Genomic DNA, 13,099 nt, shown 5'->3' with positions numbered 1-13,099 from the left:
ATGACCCGCGAGTTGGGGTCGCGTTGCACGGCCAGATGGGCATGATCAGCGAATGCGGTACCTGAGCTGCATCGCTGCACCTCAGGTACCGCACCCGGCGATCATGGCCGGCACTCCAACCGATGCGACAGATGTACGGCGGCGTCTCCCGGCCGGCCGGCAGGGCTTCGTCGAGAACGAAGTTAACCTCGGGCTTTCACCCCGACACGAACGGGCGGGTGGCGGTGCCGGTGCGCACCGACGCCGCCGGTGCCAGCGCCCCGTTCACCGCGCACCTCGCCCAGTCCGGGGTCGAATTCTCGATAGGGGCATCGTTGGGGCACCCCGACATCCACACCGACATCCGCACCGCTCTCGCGCTGCTGCCCGCGGCGGCGTGGACCCCGGCGTATCAGGCCCGCAAGCCCCGCGCCGCCGAGCACGGCGTGCAGATCGAGATCCGTGACGGCGCCTGGGTCACCGACGCCACCGGATGTGTCGATATGTCGTCCCGGCCGCCGGGCACCCGCCTGATCCTGCGCAAGCAGCGACCGCACCCTGGTGCGCAGTTGCGGATCACCGACGCTGACGGTCTGCGCATCACCGGCTTCCTGACCAACACCACCCCCGCCGGACCCGGGCACCAACTCGCCGATCTCGAACTACGCCACCGTCGCCATGCTCGGGTCGAGGACCGGATCAGGGCTGCGAAAGACACCGGGCTGCGCAATCTGCCCCTCCACGACCTCACCCAAAACCGCATCTGGGTCGCCATCGCCGCGCTCGCCGCAGACCTGCTGGCCGCGACCGCACGCCTCGCACTGCCGACCGCGGCGGCGGCCTACGAACCCAAACGACTGCGACTGCGGATCCTCGCCGTGGCCGGACGGATCGTGCGCACCGCACGCCGCCGCCTGCTCAAGATCGACCCAGCCTGGCCATGGGCCACCGTGATCACCACCGCGCACGACCGCCTCGTCGCGCTGCCCGTTCCCTGACCAGCCCATCCGGCACCGACAAACACCACCGGAGCACCGGTCAGCAAGCAGGGCCGGGGAACAACAACGCCCACCCACCGACGACACCACCAGCACGATCATCACCGGCAAACGAAGATCACCGTACGACCGTACGAAACATCGAGGTTAATGCGATCAACAGGATCATTTGATCATCACAACTTCGTTCTCGACGCCAATTTCCAGACTGGCGATGGAACACATGTTCGGATAGAATCGGGAGCATGAGCACAGCCTGGCAGGCCTCCGATGAGGAGATCCTGCACGGGCTCGCCACGATAGAGAAGAAAACGAACCTTCTGCGCCTCGAAGGGCTCGCTTTGGTTCGTGAAGCCGAGCTGCGCGGGCTCGCCGGCGCGCACGGCTACAACACCACCAACGAATTGTTGCAGTGCACCCAGAACATCACCAAAGCCGAAGCGCGACGCCGGATCACTACCGCCAAGGACGTCCTACCCGGACGCTCACCCAGCGGCGACGCGCTGCCTGCGGTATTGCCGGAGACCGCGAAAGCCTTCGCCGAAGGCTCGATCTCGGCTGACCACGTCGCGGTGATCCAACGGACGCTGGGCGGGTTGAAGCCGGACCTCGAACCACACCGTGGCGAGCTGGAGTCCTATCTCGCCGCGCACGCCCGCGTGTTCAACCCCTACGAATTGGGCGTTCTCGCGCGCCGGCGGTTGGCGTTCCTCGACCCCGACGGCGCCGAACCCCGCGACACCCCACCCACGCGGGATCATCTCGCGTTCACTGCGAACGGTGACGGCTTCGACCTGCGCGGCTGGCTCAGCACCGAATCCGCTGCCGACCTCAACACCGCGCTCTCATCCCTGGCCGCACCCCAACCGGCGGAGGACGGCACCCCGGATCCGCGGACCAAGACCGAACGCGACGGTGACGCACTCGTCGACCTCGCTCGCCGATCCCTGACCTGGGGACAGCTCCCCGTTGATGGCGGGGAACGCCCCCACGTCAACGTCACCATCTCCCTGGAAGATCTCGAAAGCCGCCTCGGTGCTGGCCTGCGCGACTTCGGCGACGGGTCCATGACCGGCCGACGCCGAGATCATCCCCATCGTCCTCGTCGGCAACAGCGAACCACTCGATATCGGCCGCGCCCAACGGGTTGTACCCCGCTGGATGCGCCGCGCATTAGCCCAACGCGACAGCGGCTGCGCCTTCCCCGGCTGCGCAGCCGCAGCACAATGGTGCTCGTCGCATCACATCGTGCATTGGGCTCGCGGTGGCATCACTGCGCTCAGCAATCTGGTGTTGTTGTGCACGCATCATCACCTGGTGATGCACAAAGAAGAATGGGAAGTCACCATCACTGATGGTTTCCCACTGTTCCGCCCACCACCGTGGATTCCGGGTGGCCCGCGCCGCAATCAGGTGCATCGCATCGATCTGCCCATGAGCGCCTGAATGAGCGCGCATTCCTGGGCCGTCGTGCCCTCCCCGAGACCTGCCCACCGGCGAGGCGCCCTTCCTCAAATCAGGGCTGCTGGGCTGCCCAGGGCTCCAGGGCTCAGCGCTTCCAGGAACGCAGCCAGACGGTGTGCGGCGATTCGCGCAGCACCGACATCGTGGCGTCGCTGAGCTCCACGTCGGTATCGCTGAGGACGTACCCGAGCTCGCCGCGGGTGGACAGCGACTGGCCCACGACGTTGGCGCCCACCTCGGCGAGCAGGCGGTTGATGCCGGCCAGTACGCCGGGGACGCTCGCGTGCAGGTATCCCATCCGGAACACGCCGGGGGTCTGCGGGAGCGCCACCTCCGGCATGTTCACCGACAGCGCCGTGCCACCCGAGGTGACGAACCCGAGCAACTTGTTGGCGACGAAGTGCCCGATCTCGTCCTGCGCCTCCTGGGTGGAGCCGCCGACGTGCGGGGTGAGGATGACGTTGTCGAGGCCCCGCAGCGGGGACTCGAAGGTGTCGCCCTGCGCTTTCGGCTCGATCGGGAAGACGTCGATCGCGGCGCCCGCCAGGTGGCCGGACAGGATGTTCTCGCGCAGGGCGTCGTCGTCGACGACCATGCCGCGCGAGGCGTTGATGAACACCGACCGCGGCTTCATCAGCGCGAACTGCTCGGCACCGAAGAGTCCGGCGTTGCCGGGGCGGCCGTCGACGTGCAGGCTCACGACGTCCGACTCGGCCAGCAGCTCGTCGAGCGAGCCGACCTGCCGCGCGTTGCCGTGCGCGGGCCGGTCGGCGGTGTCGAAGAAGATCACGCGCAGGCCGATCGCCTCGGCCACGTTGGACAGCTGGGTGCCGATGTTGCCGTAGCCGACGATCCCCAGCGTGCGGCCGCGGACCTCGTGGCTGCCCTTCGCCGACTTGTCCCAGATGCCGTCGTGCATCCGCTGGGTCTTCTCCGGCAGCCGGCGGGCCAGCGCCACGATCTCGCCGATCACGAGCTCCACGACGCTGCGCGTGTTGGAGAACGGCGCGTTGAAGATCGCCACACCCCGGTCGGCGGCGGCGGCCAGGTCGACCTGGTTGGTGCCGATGCAGAAACACCCCGCCGCCAGCAGGTCGGTGGCAGCGTCGAGCGCCCGCGCGGTGAGCTTGGTGTTGGACCGGATCCCGAGCAGGGACACCCCGGGCAGCTGCTCGACGAGCTCGTCCTCGCTCAACGCGCCGGAGCGCACGTCGACCTCGAAGCCGGCCCGCCGGAACGCGTCTGCCGCGACGGGGTGGATGTTTTCCAGCAGCAGTACCTTCACGGCTGAATTCTAGGTGCCGACCGGTTGTGACCTGGCACGGGCCCCGCCCGTCAGAGCGGGGCGGTCGCCCGATCGACCCGGAACGACACGGCGCCGTGCTGGGCGTCGGCGTAGGCCCGTGGCGTCACCCCGAAGTGCCGCTTGAATTCCGTGATGAAGGCCGAGAGGCTCGAGTAGCCCACGCTCTTGGCCACCTCACTGGCGTTGAGCGAGCCGTCGACCAGCAGCCCCCGCGCGTGGTCGAGCCGCATCCGCTTCACGAACTGGTAGGGCGACATCCCGGTGACGTCGCGGAACAGGTGCGCGAACGTCGAGGGGCTCATGCTGACGTGCTCGGCGAGGTCGGCGATGGTGAGCGGCTCGGCGATCCGCTCCTTGACGAAGTGGATCACGTCGGCGACCGGGTTGCGGGCACTGTCCTGGGCGGCGGCCTCCACCAACCGGTCGCACTGCTGCGACTGCAGCACCCGGTAGACGATCTCCTGCAGGTAGATCGGCGCCAGCACCCGCCGGTCCGGCCCGTGCGCCACCGCCTTGACGAAGCGCAGCGCGGCGCCGAGCAGGTCGAGGTCCAGCGGGGAGACGTACGCGTCGCGGCGGTCCTCGGGGAGCGGCCGGTGGAACGTCGTGGCCGCCCGCTCCAGCATGTCGCCGCTGATCCTCCGGACCATCGACGGGTCGACCTGCAGGACGAACGACAGGAACGGCTTCTCGATGCTCGCCCGGACGATCTCGACCTCGAAGCGCAGGCTCCGCCGGAGCACGAAGTAGTGGAACGGGTCGTAGCAGTGCTGCACGCCGTCCACGGTGACGATCTTGCGGCCCTGCGCGACCATGCAGATCGACAGCGCGCCGACGCCGTCCCACTGGCGGGCCGACGGCGAGGTGAACCGGTAGAGCGTGAGCCCCGGCCACTCCGTCGGGTTGGGACCGATGTTCGGGGTCTGGGCGGCGAGGGTGGCGATGAGGTCGCCCGGCGCGAGCCGTTCCTCCGTCGATGTCTCCCGGGTGTCCACGCGCTCTCCGCTCCCGTCGGCAACACTGCCGTCACTGATCGTGGCCCCGGCAGGCGGCCCGGCACAACCGCCGGCCGAGGCCCGCTGCCCGAACGTCAGAGCCGGAACCCGATCGCGGCGAGCTGATCGCGGCCCTCCGCGCTGATCAGCGCGGGCGACCACGCGGGCCGGAAGACCCACCGCACCTCGTAGCCCGGCAACATCCCCGCCAACGCGGTGGTCATCTGGTCCTCCATCAGCCCCGTCAGGGGGCACGCGGGTGACGTCAGCGTCATCGTCAGCACCGCTGGATCGGAGTCGAGGTCGATGTCACGGACGAAACCGAGGTCGACCACGTTCACACCGAGATCGGGGTCGATCACCTCGCGCAGGGCGTCCAGCACGTCCACCGCCAGTACCGTCATCGCAACGCCTCCTCGCTCCCGTGCCCGCCCTGCACCACGCGCAGGGCCGGGACCTGCAGTTCCACCCGGATCCGGGTGGTCTCGGTCGTGATCCAGGTGGCCAGCCCGTGTGCCTGGCGACGCACGCGGGTCACCGGTTCGCCGTCGCCCACCTCGCCGCCGACCACGACGCAGACACCAGCCGGGGCCCCCAGCCGGTCGGCCGCGGCCAGCGCGCCCTGCAGGACCCGCGCCACCGGCTCGCACGTGCCCGGCCCGGGTCGCATCAGCACGGCCAGCGCATCCGTGCCCACCATCCCCCGCACCCGGTCCAGCGCTCGGATCGCGGCGCCGGGTTCGATGCGGGCCTGGGCCGCCTCGGCGGTGACGAGCACCGGTTCCACGGAGATCTCCATGGCGCTCCTACGCCCGGGCCGGGCGCATGACCCGGCGCAGGTCGACGGACTCGTCGCGCAGCTGCTCGGCCGTGACCGGATGCCCGGCGAGCAGCAACTTGCGCCCGGCCATCACCTCCGCCGGGCGACCGAGACCGAGCACGGACACCACTTGGCCGCCGCGGAGCCCGAACCGTACGAAGGACGCCTCGGCGACGTTCCCTCGGACGACCAGCTCGTCGGCGTCCGCGGGCGCGCCGCAGCTCTGCAGGGTGTGCACGTACTGGTCGGACCAGAACCAGTTCGGCATGTCGTAGGCGACGTCGCCGCCGAGCATCGCCCGTGCCGCGACCGCGCCCTGCCGCACGGCGGTGTCGTGGTGCTCCACCCGCGTCCGCCCGTAGCGCGGATGGTCGTGCGCCACCACGTCGCCCGCGGCGAACACGCCCGGCACGGCGGTGCGGCAGCCCGCATCGACGAGCACCCCCTGGTCACAGGGGATCCCGGCCGCCGCCCAGACTTCGGTGTCGCGGACCAGCCCGGCCGCGACCAGCAGTGCCGAGCACTCGACGGTGTCGCCATCGGTGTGGACGAGCAGCCCGGCGCCGCTCTCCTGCACCGACTCGACCCGGACCCCGCACCGCAGGTCGACGCCGGCGGCCCGGTGGATCCCGGCGTACAGCGCGCCGAGCTCGGCGCCGAGCACCCGCTCCATCGGGGCGCCCGCCATCTCCAGCACCGTGACGTCGACGCCCCGCCCACGCGCCGTGGCCGCCACCTCGCACCCGATGAAACCCGCGCCGAGCACGACGAGCCGCTCCCCCGGCACGAGCCGCTCGCGCAGCGCGTCGGCGTCGGCGCGGGTGCGCAGGTGGTGCACGCGGTCGCCGGACACACCCGGCAACCGGCGGGCCAGCCCGCCGGTGGCGATGAGCAGCGCGTCGTAGTCGATGGTGGAGCCGCCGAGCGTCACCCGACGGGCCGCGACGTCAAGTCCGGTCGCGCGGGTCTCCGACACCAGCTCGATGGACTGCTCGGCGTAGAAGGGCGCGGGATGGACGTCGATCTCGGGGGCGGTCTCACCGAGCCACGCCTTGGACAGCGGCGGCCGCTCGTACGGCAGGTGCGGCTCGTCGCCGACCAGCAGGACCTCCCCGTCGAAGCCCTCCTCGCGCAGGGTGGCCGCCGCCGTCGCGCCGGCCACCCCGGCCCCGACGATCACGAACCGCCGTCGTCCCGTCATCCCGGCCCCACGTCGACCTGGATCATCCCGTCGTCGGCCACCCGGCACGGGTAGCCGGTCAGCGAGGCCGTTGCCGGGTTGCGGCCCTGCCCGCTGCACGCCTCGAACTCCCACAGGTGCCGCGAGCAGGTGATGATCTCGCCGTCGAAGTCGCCCTCGTCCAGCGCCCACTCCTGGTGCGGGCAGCGGTTGCGGTAGGCCTTCACGTCCCCGCCGACGTTGACGAGCAGGACCTTCGTCGCACCGACCGTGACGGCCGTCATCTCCCCTTCCCAGAGATCGTCGGCAGCCAGCGCGGGCAACCAGCTCGCGGTCATCTCCTCCACGCTCACCCCGCCTCGGCAGCGGGCTTCTGCGCACCCAGCCCGGCGGCCTCGAGCACGCGTCCGCGCGCGGCCTGCGCCGAGGCGAGGACGGCGTCGACGGTGGGTGCCCCCTGCGGGGCCGCGGCCAGCACGGGGGCCAGCGCCGCGACGGCCTCGTCGGCCCGCGCGGACCACCGGTCCACCCACTTGCGCAGCACGTCGGCGTTGCCGGGGCGCTGCGCCACGGCGAACGCCCCGAGCGCGGTGCTCCACCGCTCGCGGCGACGCGAATCGGCGGCGAGCAGGTTCGACAGCAGCCAGGCCAGCTCGTCGCCAGAGGCCCTGGCCACCGTGCCGAACTGCGTGAGCAGCACGTCGTCGAGCGTGGGCAGCAGCACCAGGTTCAGCGCCGTGAACGCCTCGCCCCAGTCGTAGGCGATCAGCGCCGTCTCCACGGCCTTACGTACGCCCTGCCAGACCGCGTCGGTCTCCCAGATCTGGCGCTCGCGCTCGCCGATCCCGCTTCCGGGGTGCGCGAGCTGCAACTCCCGCGTGCGGTACGCGGTGCGCGTGACGCGGCGGAGCAGGTCGGCGGTGGCGAACGCCGCGGTGTTCGTGATGTAGGACGACGGCGCGATGTGGCCGAGGTAGGCCTGCACCTGCTGCGCGCCGTGCAGCGGGAACCGCGCCGGCGCGAACAGCGTGGCGAGCACGCCGACCCACTCCGGCGACAGCGTCGCGTCGGCGCCCGCGTCGGCGTACTGCGTGAGCAGGCCGTCGGCCTTGGTCTCCTCGCCGTTCTGGAGCGAGACGTAGGTGCGATAGGTCATCTGGTCGGGATCGCGGAAGGCGTCCCAGTCGTCGACCTTCAGCGGCGAACCCTCGCGGTAGGTGAGGAACCACAGGTTCGCAGGCGACGACGGGTTCTGCTCGAACGGGACCTTGCGGCCCTCGCGCAGCGTCCAGTTCGTCTTGTGGGTCATCACCTCGTACTCGCTGGGGACGCGGCGGACGTCGCCGAACGCGCTCCAGGTGCGCCGCTTCCGCGCTGGCGTGGTCATGCCGGTGCTCCCGTCCGCTTGTTCGCCCATTCCCAGTAGATCTCGTCGCTGGAGGTGTGGATGCGGCCCGCGAACGACGAGAGCATCGTCTGCAGCGAGCGCAGCTCGAACGCCGGACCGAGGTGGCGCTGCAGCGACTCCTCGGTGACCCGCACCCGGCCGGGGCCCTGCACCCGGACGTAGGCACCGCGGTCGATGACCTCGATGTCGATGTCGGGGTTGTCGTCGCGGATCGCCGCGATCACCGACTCCACCTCGTCGCACATGCGCAGCACCGGTCCCACCGGATGATCGGTCACGTCGGGCTCCCGTCGTACTCGACGCGGACGTGGTCGAGCGGCCCGATGCCCGCGTCCGCCACGGTGATCGAGGGGTCGAGGCGCCTGCCCTGATGGAAGACGATCTTGGGCAGGTCCCGCTTGGGCACCCGCCTGCCCTCGGTGTGGTGCGCGACGGCCTCGGCGAGCTCGGCGATCGTGTTGTTCGACATGACCGGCACCAGTATCTGCACGAAGTCCTCCGCGAAGATCGCGTTGAGCGGCACCAGCGACGGTTCGGCGGTGGCCATCAGGCACCTGCCACGGGGACGACCAGCGAGGCGGACTCGGGCACGATCAGCCGGTCCTTGTACTCCGCGGCCCAGCTGTAGTCGGGATCGTCGCCCATGACGTCGGGCGTCAGGCCCATGTAGCCGAGGATGCCGCCGACGTCCATCGGCTGGATCTCGCCCGCGAGGAACCGATCGATCACCGTGGGGTGGTTGAGGTTGTCGCGGTCCTTCCACCAGATCTGCCGGCAGCCCGCGGTGCAGAAGTGGTACGTGACGCCGTTGTGGGTGAGCGAGTGGTCACGCACCCGCCACTTGCCGTCGTAGCCGAACGTGGCGTTGCAGCAGGGCAGGTGGCACGTGCTGCACAGCCAGGGCAGCGTCTCCGGCAGTGTCGCCTCCATGTCGCCACGGTTGACGTTGTCGATGATCACGTCCCACTTGTCGCCGAAGACCTTCTCCCAGTTGGGGTACTTCTCCCGCAACCAGTCGCGGTCGTCCTTCGAGACCGCAGCGGTCGGCTTCCACCACAGCGTGGGCCGCCAGTACCAGAGCCCCATGTGCAGCGCGTGGTGCCAGGTGTCGAGGCCCTTCATAAACTCGTCCCAGAACCAGGGCTTCTTCAGGCCGTAGTCCTCGATCGTGCGGACGAACTGATCGATGATCCACTCCTCCATGAACTCCCGGTAGGACTGCTTCCGGTGCTCGACGGGGGTGTAGTAGTCCATGGCGGGGCCGGTGAGGGCGGCGAAGGCGCGGGCCGAGCCCCAGAAGGCCTTGTCGATCACCCACTGCGCGCGCACCGGGTCGTGCTCGACGAGGATCTCCAGCGTCGGGCCGCCCTGCTGGGCGTGGCGGGCCTCGTCGGTCTGGATCGACGAGATCATGTTGGCGAAGTTGACGTCGCCGGACTCCAGCGCGTCGGCCGAGAGCGCCACGAACTGCAGGTTGGTGAACCCTGTCTCGAACGTCAGCGGGAGCTGGATCGCGATGTCGACCACATTGGACGTCACCATCATCCCGTCGAACAGGTTGCGCAGCGAGACCGCGACCCAGTCGTTGGTGTGGAACATCTTGTGCGTCCAGTCGAACTGCGGGTCCTTGCCCACGAACTCGTGGCCGAAGAACAGCGTGATCTGGGCGTGCCGGATCTCGTCGAGCGCACCGAACGCGGCCATGTTGCGCCACGAGGCGTTGAGCCCGAAACGCGCCATCTTCAGCTCGGCGAGCACCGCCTCGGACTCGACGAGCGCGATGCCGCCGTAGTGCATCTTCGTCGAGGACTTCCAGCCCTCAGACAGGTTCTCCCACGCGGTGGAGCGCTGCAGCGCCGCCTTGACGGCGTAGGCCGCGCTCTCCTTCTCCCGCTGCGTGGCCACGTACTCCGGGTAGGAGACCTTGTAGTCCTCCTCCCAGGACGCCCACGCCTCACGCGGCACCTTGCCGGTGCCCGACATCCACTCCGGGTAGACGGCATCGTCGTCCACGTAGGACAGCGTCCAGTCGACATCGCGGACGAGGTGCTGCCACTCCTCGCGCTTCAGCAGAGACATGAATGCTCCTCAGTCGATCTCGAGATGGCCGAGCTGGCGGCTGATGCTGGCGTTGTTCCAGTAGGCGGTGACCCCGTCGATCGGGCCGTCGGTCGTCCGGAACACGAACAGGTGCGGCTCGGCGAAGCTGCCCCCGCGGGCGGAGATGTTGGCCCAGGCGCTCGCCTGGGTGCCGCCGATCGTCACCTCGGCGACGACCCGGCTGCCGTCGACGCTCGGGCGCACCGCCGCGACGGTGTTCCACAGGTCCGGGAACGAGGTGATCAGCCCGGTCCACAGCGTCTTGCCGATGGTCGCGACCTTGCCGTCACCGCGCACCACCCGCTGGCGGCCCCAGATCTCGACGGGGACGTAGGAGAAGTCGGCGTTGGGGGTGCAGAGATCGACCATCTCGTCGATCTCGTGGCGGCGGTAGGCGTCGAAGAACGCCTCCACCGTCTGCGCGGGCGAGCGCACTCCGACCTCGATGGTGCTCATGCGGACGCCCCTTCCGCGATCGCGATCCGGTCGAGCCGCTTCACGGCCAGGCGCCGGAACAGCTGGTTCTCGTCCCAGAAGCCCCTGACCTGCACGATCAGGCCGTCGCGCACGGTCAGCAGCCAGGCCTGGCGCAGGTCGAGGTGCTTCTCCTGGTTGATCGCACCCAGGTAGTCGGCGGCCTGGGTGCCCTCGATCGACATCTCGGCGAGCACGGCGCCGTCGGCGAGCTCCGTGATGGCGCGGACGGTGACCATGAGGTCGGGGAACGCGGCGACCGTCGCGGCGAAGTACGCCCGCCCCGACCCCGCGGGATCCATCGAGATCGTCCCCTCCGACGGCAGAACCTCGACATCGGCATCCGGCGCGAGCAGCGCCAGCGCGGCGGCGCTGTCGCGGTCACCCAGCGCGCGGAAGAACGCGGTCACGACGTCGCTCACAGCACCTCCAGAGTCTTGAGGACGGCATCGGCCGTGGCGCCGGACGAGCCGGGGTTCTGCCCGGTCACGAGGTTGCGGTCGACCACGACGTGCGACACCCACGCCGACGGGGCGTCGTCGAAGACGGCGCCGGCGTTCTTCAGCGCCGTGTCGAGGTACCAGGACATCCCCAGCTTCCCGGCGACGGTCTGGTCCTCCTCCTCGTCGGTGAAGCTGGTGAGGCGGAAGCCCTCGAAGAGCCACTCGCCGTCGTCGCGCCCGCCGGCCGCGAGCAGCGCGGCCGGGCCATGGCACAGCGCCGCGATGGTGGCGCCCTTGCGGTGCAGGATCTGCAGCAACCGCGTGACGTCGGGGTTGTCCGCGAGATCGACCATCGGGCCGTGCCCACCGGGCACGAACACCGCGTCGAAGCTCGCCATCTCGTCCTCGGTCATGTCCGAGAGTGCCACCGGGTCCTGGAAGCCGGGGATCGCGGCCAGCTCGGCGGCGAGCCCGTCGGAGATCGCCTGGCTCGCATCGAGGTGGGCCGTGGCCGCGGCCTCGATGTCGGCGGGTGAGAGCGGGGTGTCCTGGCCGGCGAGGACGTCGGCGAGCTGGCGGTCCTGTCGCCACGCCTCCTTGGCCGCCCGGCCGACGAGCGCGCGGGCCTCCTCCAGCGGCATGCCGGTGTCGCGCAGCGCGAGCACGATCCGCCGCGACGCGCCGAGCCCGAGCCCGGTGAGGTGGCGCAGCGTGAGCCGGATGTCGTCGACGTCGGGAGCGAACGTGCGGGTGATCGAGCCGAGGAAGTCCTCGTCCTCGTCGGGCATGTGGAAGATCGGTTGGAGGCCGTAGGAGTCGGCGTGGGGCTGCTGCCCGTCCGGCGTCGCGACGACGACATCCACTCCGGCCGCGGTGAACCTCCGGTACGGAACGGCGGCCTCCTCGGCGAAGTAGCCGGTCTCGTGCGGTGTCCCGTCGGCGAGTCGCATCTCGCGGGCACTGGTGACCAGATAGAGCAGTCGTGGCATGAGCGCTCCCGTGTGGTGGTGTGATCGGGAACACTAGGAACAGCACCGCGAGGGGGTTACCGGGATTCCTGCGGAGAAGTTGCGGATTCCTGCGGGCCTTGGCAATTACTCAACCATCCGGTTAAGCTTAACCGTGTGGTTGAACTTCTGGACGCGGTGTTCCACGCCCTCTCCGACGGCACCAGGCGCGCGATGGTCGCCACCCTGGCCGATGGCGAGCGCTCGGTGAGCGAGCTGGCGGCGCCGCATCCCATCTCGCTGGCCGCCGCGTCCAAGCACGTCACGGTGCTGGAACGGGCCGGGCTGCTCAGCAGGCGCACGGAGGGCCGCCGGCGCATGTGCCGGCTCGAACCCGCCTCGCTCGCCGCGGCCACCGCCCATCTGCGCCACTACGAGCGGTTCTGGAACGACCGCCTCGACGCGCTCGAATCCTTCGTCACCGGCTCCGAGGAGGATCCATGACCGAGCAGCCCACCCGTCCCGTGACCGCGCACTCCGTCACGGTCAGCCGCGTGATCGCCGCGAGCCCGCAAGCGCTCTACGGCGCCTGGACCGAACCCGAGCAGCTGCGCCGGTGGTTCGGCACGACCGTCACCGCCGACGTGCGGATCGGCGGCCGGTACCGGGTGGAGATCGTCGAGGCCGACGGCACCGTCAACGGGTTCGTCGGGGAGTACCTCACCCTCGAACCCGGCCGGGCAGTGGCGTTCACCTTCACCCACATCGCCCAGACCCCGGCCCACCGGATCAGCGACGAGACGGTGACGGTCACCTTCCGCGAGATCGGACCCGGACGCACCGAGCTCACCCTCGTCAACACGTGGACCGGGCCGGAGTGCGAGCCGTCGGACTACGCCGGACTGCAGGCGGGCTTCGGCGAATGGTTCGACCTGCTGGAGAAGGCGCTGTAGCACCGGGATCCGGCCGGCGCCTTCCGCACAAC

Annotated in this window: 18 protein-coding genes; 5 read left to right on the top strand and 13 right to left on the bottom strand. The window is 70.0% G+C overall.

Annotated features, from left to right (window positions below; all coding sequences use genetic code 11):
- The first annotated feature begins 218 nt into the window (after positions 1–218).
- The 3 genes from ACFPFQ_RS08750 (at position 219) to ACFPFQ_RS08740 (ending at position 2,423) form a co-directional block, all read left to right on the top strand.
- On the top strand, positions 219–977 hold the full coding sequence (locus ACFPFQ_RS08750) for a transposase (RefSeq protein ID WP_379616649.1): 759 nt from the start codon (positions 219–221) through the stop codon (positions 975–977).
- A gap of 245 nt (positions 978–1,222) precedes the next feature.
- Complete coding sequence (locus tag ACFPFQ_RS08745) at positions 1,223–2,332, top strand: DUF222 domain-containing protein (RefSeq protein ID WP_379616647.1); 1,110 nt, start codon at positions 1,223–1,225, stop codon at positions 2,330–2,332.
- Entirely contained in the window at positions 2,247–2,423 is a 177-nt protein-coding gene (locus ACFPFQ_RS08740; RefSeq protein ID WP_379616900.1) for a hypothetical protein, read from the top strand. The genes ACFPFQ_RS08745 and ACFPFQ_RS08740 overlap by 86 nt, the downstream gene beginning before the upstream one ends.
- A gap of 103 nt (positions 2,424–2,526) precedes the next feature.
- Here ACFPFQ_RS08740 and serA read toward each other — a convergent pair whose 3' ends face one another.
- The 13 genes from serA to ACFPFQ_RS08675 form a co-directional block, all read right to left on the bottom strand.
- Positions 2,527–3,726, bottom strand: coding sequence for a phosphoglycerate dehydrogenase (gene serA, locus ACFPFQ_RS08735; protein ID WP_379616645.1), 1,200 nt, complete (start codon positions 3,724–3,726; stop codon positions 2,527–2,529).
- Positions 3,727–3,776: 50 nt separating this feature from the next.
- On the bottom strand, positions 3,777–4,742 hold the full coding sequence (locus tag ACFPFQ_RS08730) for an AraC family transcriptional regulator (protein WP_379616643.1): 966 nt from the start codon (positions 4,740–4,742) through the stop codon (positions 3,777–3,779).
- Between the two features lie 95 nt (positions 4,743–4,837).
- The gene (locus ACFPFQ_RS08725) at positions 4,838–5,146 is read right to left on the bottom strand and encodes a metal-sulfur cluster assembly factor (protein WP_379616641.1); all 309 of its coding nucleotides are present in this window, start codon (positions 5,144–5,146) and stop codon (positions 4,838–4,840) included.
- Positions 5,143–5,541: an uL22 family ribosomal protein gene (locus ACFPFQ_RS08720; RefSeq protein WP_379616639.1), complete on the bottom strand. Its 399-nt coding sequence runs from the start codon at positions 5,539–5,541 to the stop codon at positions 5,143–5,145. Before ACFPFQ_RS08720 ends, ACFPFQ_RS08725 begins: the two co-directional genes overlap by 4 nt.
- A 7-nt stretch (positions 5,542–5,548) precedes the next feature.
- On the bottom strand, positions 5,549–6,763 hold the full coding sequence (locus tag ACFPFQ_RS08715; protein ID WP_379616638.1) for an NAD(P)/FAD-dependent oxidoreductase: 1,215 nt from the start codon (positions 6,761–6,763) through the stop codon (positions 5,549–5,551).
- Complete coding sequence (locus tag ACFPFQ_RS08710; RefSeq protein ID WP_379616636.1) at positions 6,760–7,095, bottom strand: Rieske (2Fe-2S) protein; 336 nt, start codon at positions 7,093–7,095, stop codon at positions 6,760–6,762. The genes ACFPFQ_RS08715 and ACFPFQ_RS08710 overlap by 4 nt, the downstream gene beginning before the upstream one ends.
- Entirely contained in the window at positions 7,092–8,129 is a 1,038-nt protein-coding gene (locus ACFPFQ_RS08705; RefSeq protein WP_379616634.1) for a toluene hydroxylase, read from the bottom strand. The genes ACFPFQ_RS08710 and ACFPFQ_RS08705 overlap by 4 nt, the downstream gene beginning before the upstream one ends.
- Positions 8,126–8,428, bottom strand: coding sequence for an MmoB/DmpM family protein (locus ACFPFQ_RS08700; protein ID WP_379616632.1), 303 nt, complete (start codon positions 8,426–8,428; stop codon positions 8,126–8,128). The genes ACFPFQ_RS08705 and ACFPFQ_RS08700 overlap by 4 nt, the downstream gene beginning before the upstream one ends.
- Complete coding sequence (locus tag ACFPFQ_RS08695) at positions 8,425–8,697, bottom strand: toluene-4-monooxygenase system B family protein (protein ID WP_379616630.1); 273 nt, start codon at positions 8,695–8,697, stop codon at positions 8,425–8,427. Before ACFPFQ_RS08695 ends, ACFPFQ_RS08700 begins: the two co-directional genes overlap by 4 nt.
- Positions 8,697–10,229 carry a toluene monooxygenase gene (locus ACFPFQ_RS08690; RefSeq protein ID WP_379616628.1) on the bottom strand — a complete coding sequence of 511 codons (1,533 nt, stop codon included), beginning with the start codon at positions 10,227–10,229 and terminating at the stop codon, positions 8,697–8,699. Before ACFPFQ_RS08690 ends, ACFPFQ_RS08695 begins: the two co-directional genes overlap by 1 nt.
- 9 nt (positions 10,230–10,238) lie before the next feature.
- Entirely contained in the window at positions 10,239–10,706 is a 468-nt protein-coding gene (locus ACFPFQ_RS08685; RefSeq protein WP_379616626.1) for a nuclear transport factor 2 family protein, read from the bottom strand.
- Positions 10,703–11,146 (bottom strand): nuclear transport factor 2 family protein, encoded by a 444-nt coding sequence (locus ACFPFQ_RS08680; protein ID WP_379616624.1) that lies wholly within the window; start codon positions 11,144–11,146, stop codon positions 10,703–10,705. Before ACFPFQ_RS08680 ends, ACFPFQ_RS08685 begins: the two co-directional genes overlap by 4 nt.
- Positions 11,143–12,156, bottom strand: coding sequence for a DJ-1/PfpI family protein (locus ACFPFQ_RS08675; RefSeq protein WP_379616622.1), 1,014 nt, complete (start codon positions 12,154–12,156; stop codon positions 11,143–11,145). The genes ACFPFQ_RS08680 and ACFPFQ_RS08675 overlap by 4 nt, the downstream gene beginning before the upstream one ends.
- Positions 12,157–12,291: 135 nt before the next feature.
- Between ACFPFQ_RS08675 and ACFPFQ_RS08670 the strand changes: the two genes are divergently transcribed.
- Both ACFPFQ_RS08670 and ACFPFQ_RS08665 read left to right on the top strand, forming a co-directional pair.
- Positions 12,292–12,618 carry an ArsR/SmtB family transcription factor gene (locus ACFPFQ_RS08670; RefSeq protein ID WP_379616620.1) on the top strand — a complete coding sequence of 109 codons (327 nt, stop codon included), beginning with the start codon at positions 12,292–12,294 and terminating at the stop codon, positions 12,616–12,618.
- A complete protein-coding gene (locus tag ACFPFQ_RS08665) occupies positions 12,615–13,067 on the top strand; it encodes an SRPBCC family protein (protein ID WP_379616618.1) in 453 nt (150 codons plus the stop codon). The genes ACFPFQ_RS08670 and ACFPFQ_RS08665 overlap by 4 nt, the downstream gene beginning before the upstream one ends.
- Positions 13,068–13,099: the final 32 nt, after the last annotated feature.

The organism is Pseudonocardia sp. GCM10023141 (assembly GCF_042653605.1).
The sequence above is the reverse complement of the archived record's forward strand: the minus strand, read 5'-3'. Positions and strand labels throughout refer to the sequence as shown.

Bases quoted from the DNA above. Each gene is read 5' to 3' on its own strand.
- ACFPFQ_RS08745 (WP_379616647.1), top strand. From the start codon at position 1,223: ATGAGCACAGCCTGGCAGGCCTCCGATGAGGAGATCCTGCACGGGCTC.
- ACFPFQ_RS08725 (WP_379616641.1), bottom strand. From the start codon at position 5,146: ATGACGGTACTGGCGGTGGACGTGCTGGACGCCCTGCGCGAGGTGATC.
- ACFPFQ_RS08720 (WP_379616639.1), bottom strand. From the start codon at position 5,541: ATGGAGATCTCCGTGGAACCGGTGCTCGTCACCGCCGAGGCGGCCCAG.
- ACFPFQ_RS08715 (WP_379616638.1), bottom strand. From the start codon at position 6,763: ATGACGGGACGACGGCGGTTCGTGATCGTCGGGGCCGGGGTGGCCGGC.
- ACFPFQ_RS08705 (WP_379616634.1), bottom strand. From the start codon at position 8,129: ATGACCACGCCAGCGCGGAAGCGGCGCACCTGGAGCGCGTTCGGCGAC.
- ACFPFQ_RS08695 (WP_379616630.1), bottom strand. From the start codon at position 8,697: ATGGCCACCGCCGAACCGTCGCTGGTGCCGCTCAACGCGATCTTCGCG.
- ACFPFQ_RS08690 (WP_379616628.1), bottom strand. From the start codon at position 10,229: ATGTCTCTGCTGAAGCGCGAGGAGTGGCAGCACCTCGTCCGCGATGTC.
- ACFPFQ_RS08685 (WP_379616626.1), bottom strand. From the start codon at position 10,706: ATGAGCACCATCGAGGTCGGAGTGCGCTCGCCCGCGCAGACGGTGGAG.
- ACFPFQ_RS08675 (WP_379616622.1), bottom strand. From the start codon at position 12,156: ATGCCACGACTGCTCTATCTGGTCACCAGTGCCCGCGAGATGCGACTC.
- ACFPFQ_RS08665 (WP_379616618.1), top strand. From the start codon at position 12,615: ATGACCGAGCAGCCCACCCGTCCCGTGACCGCGCACTCCGTCACGGTC.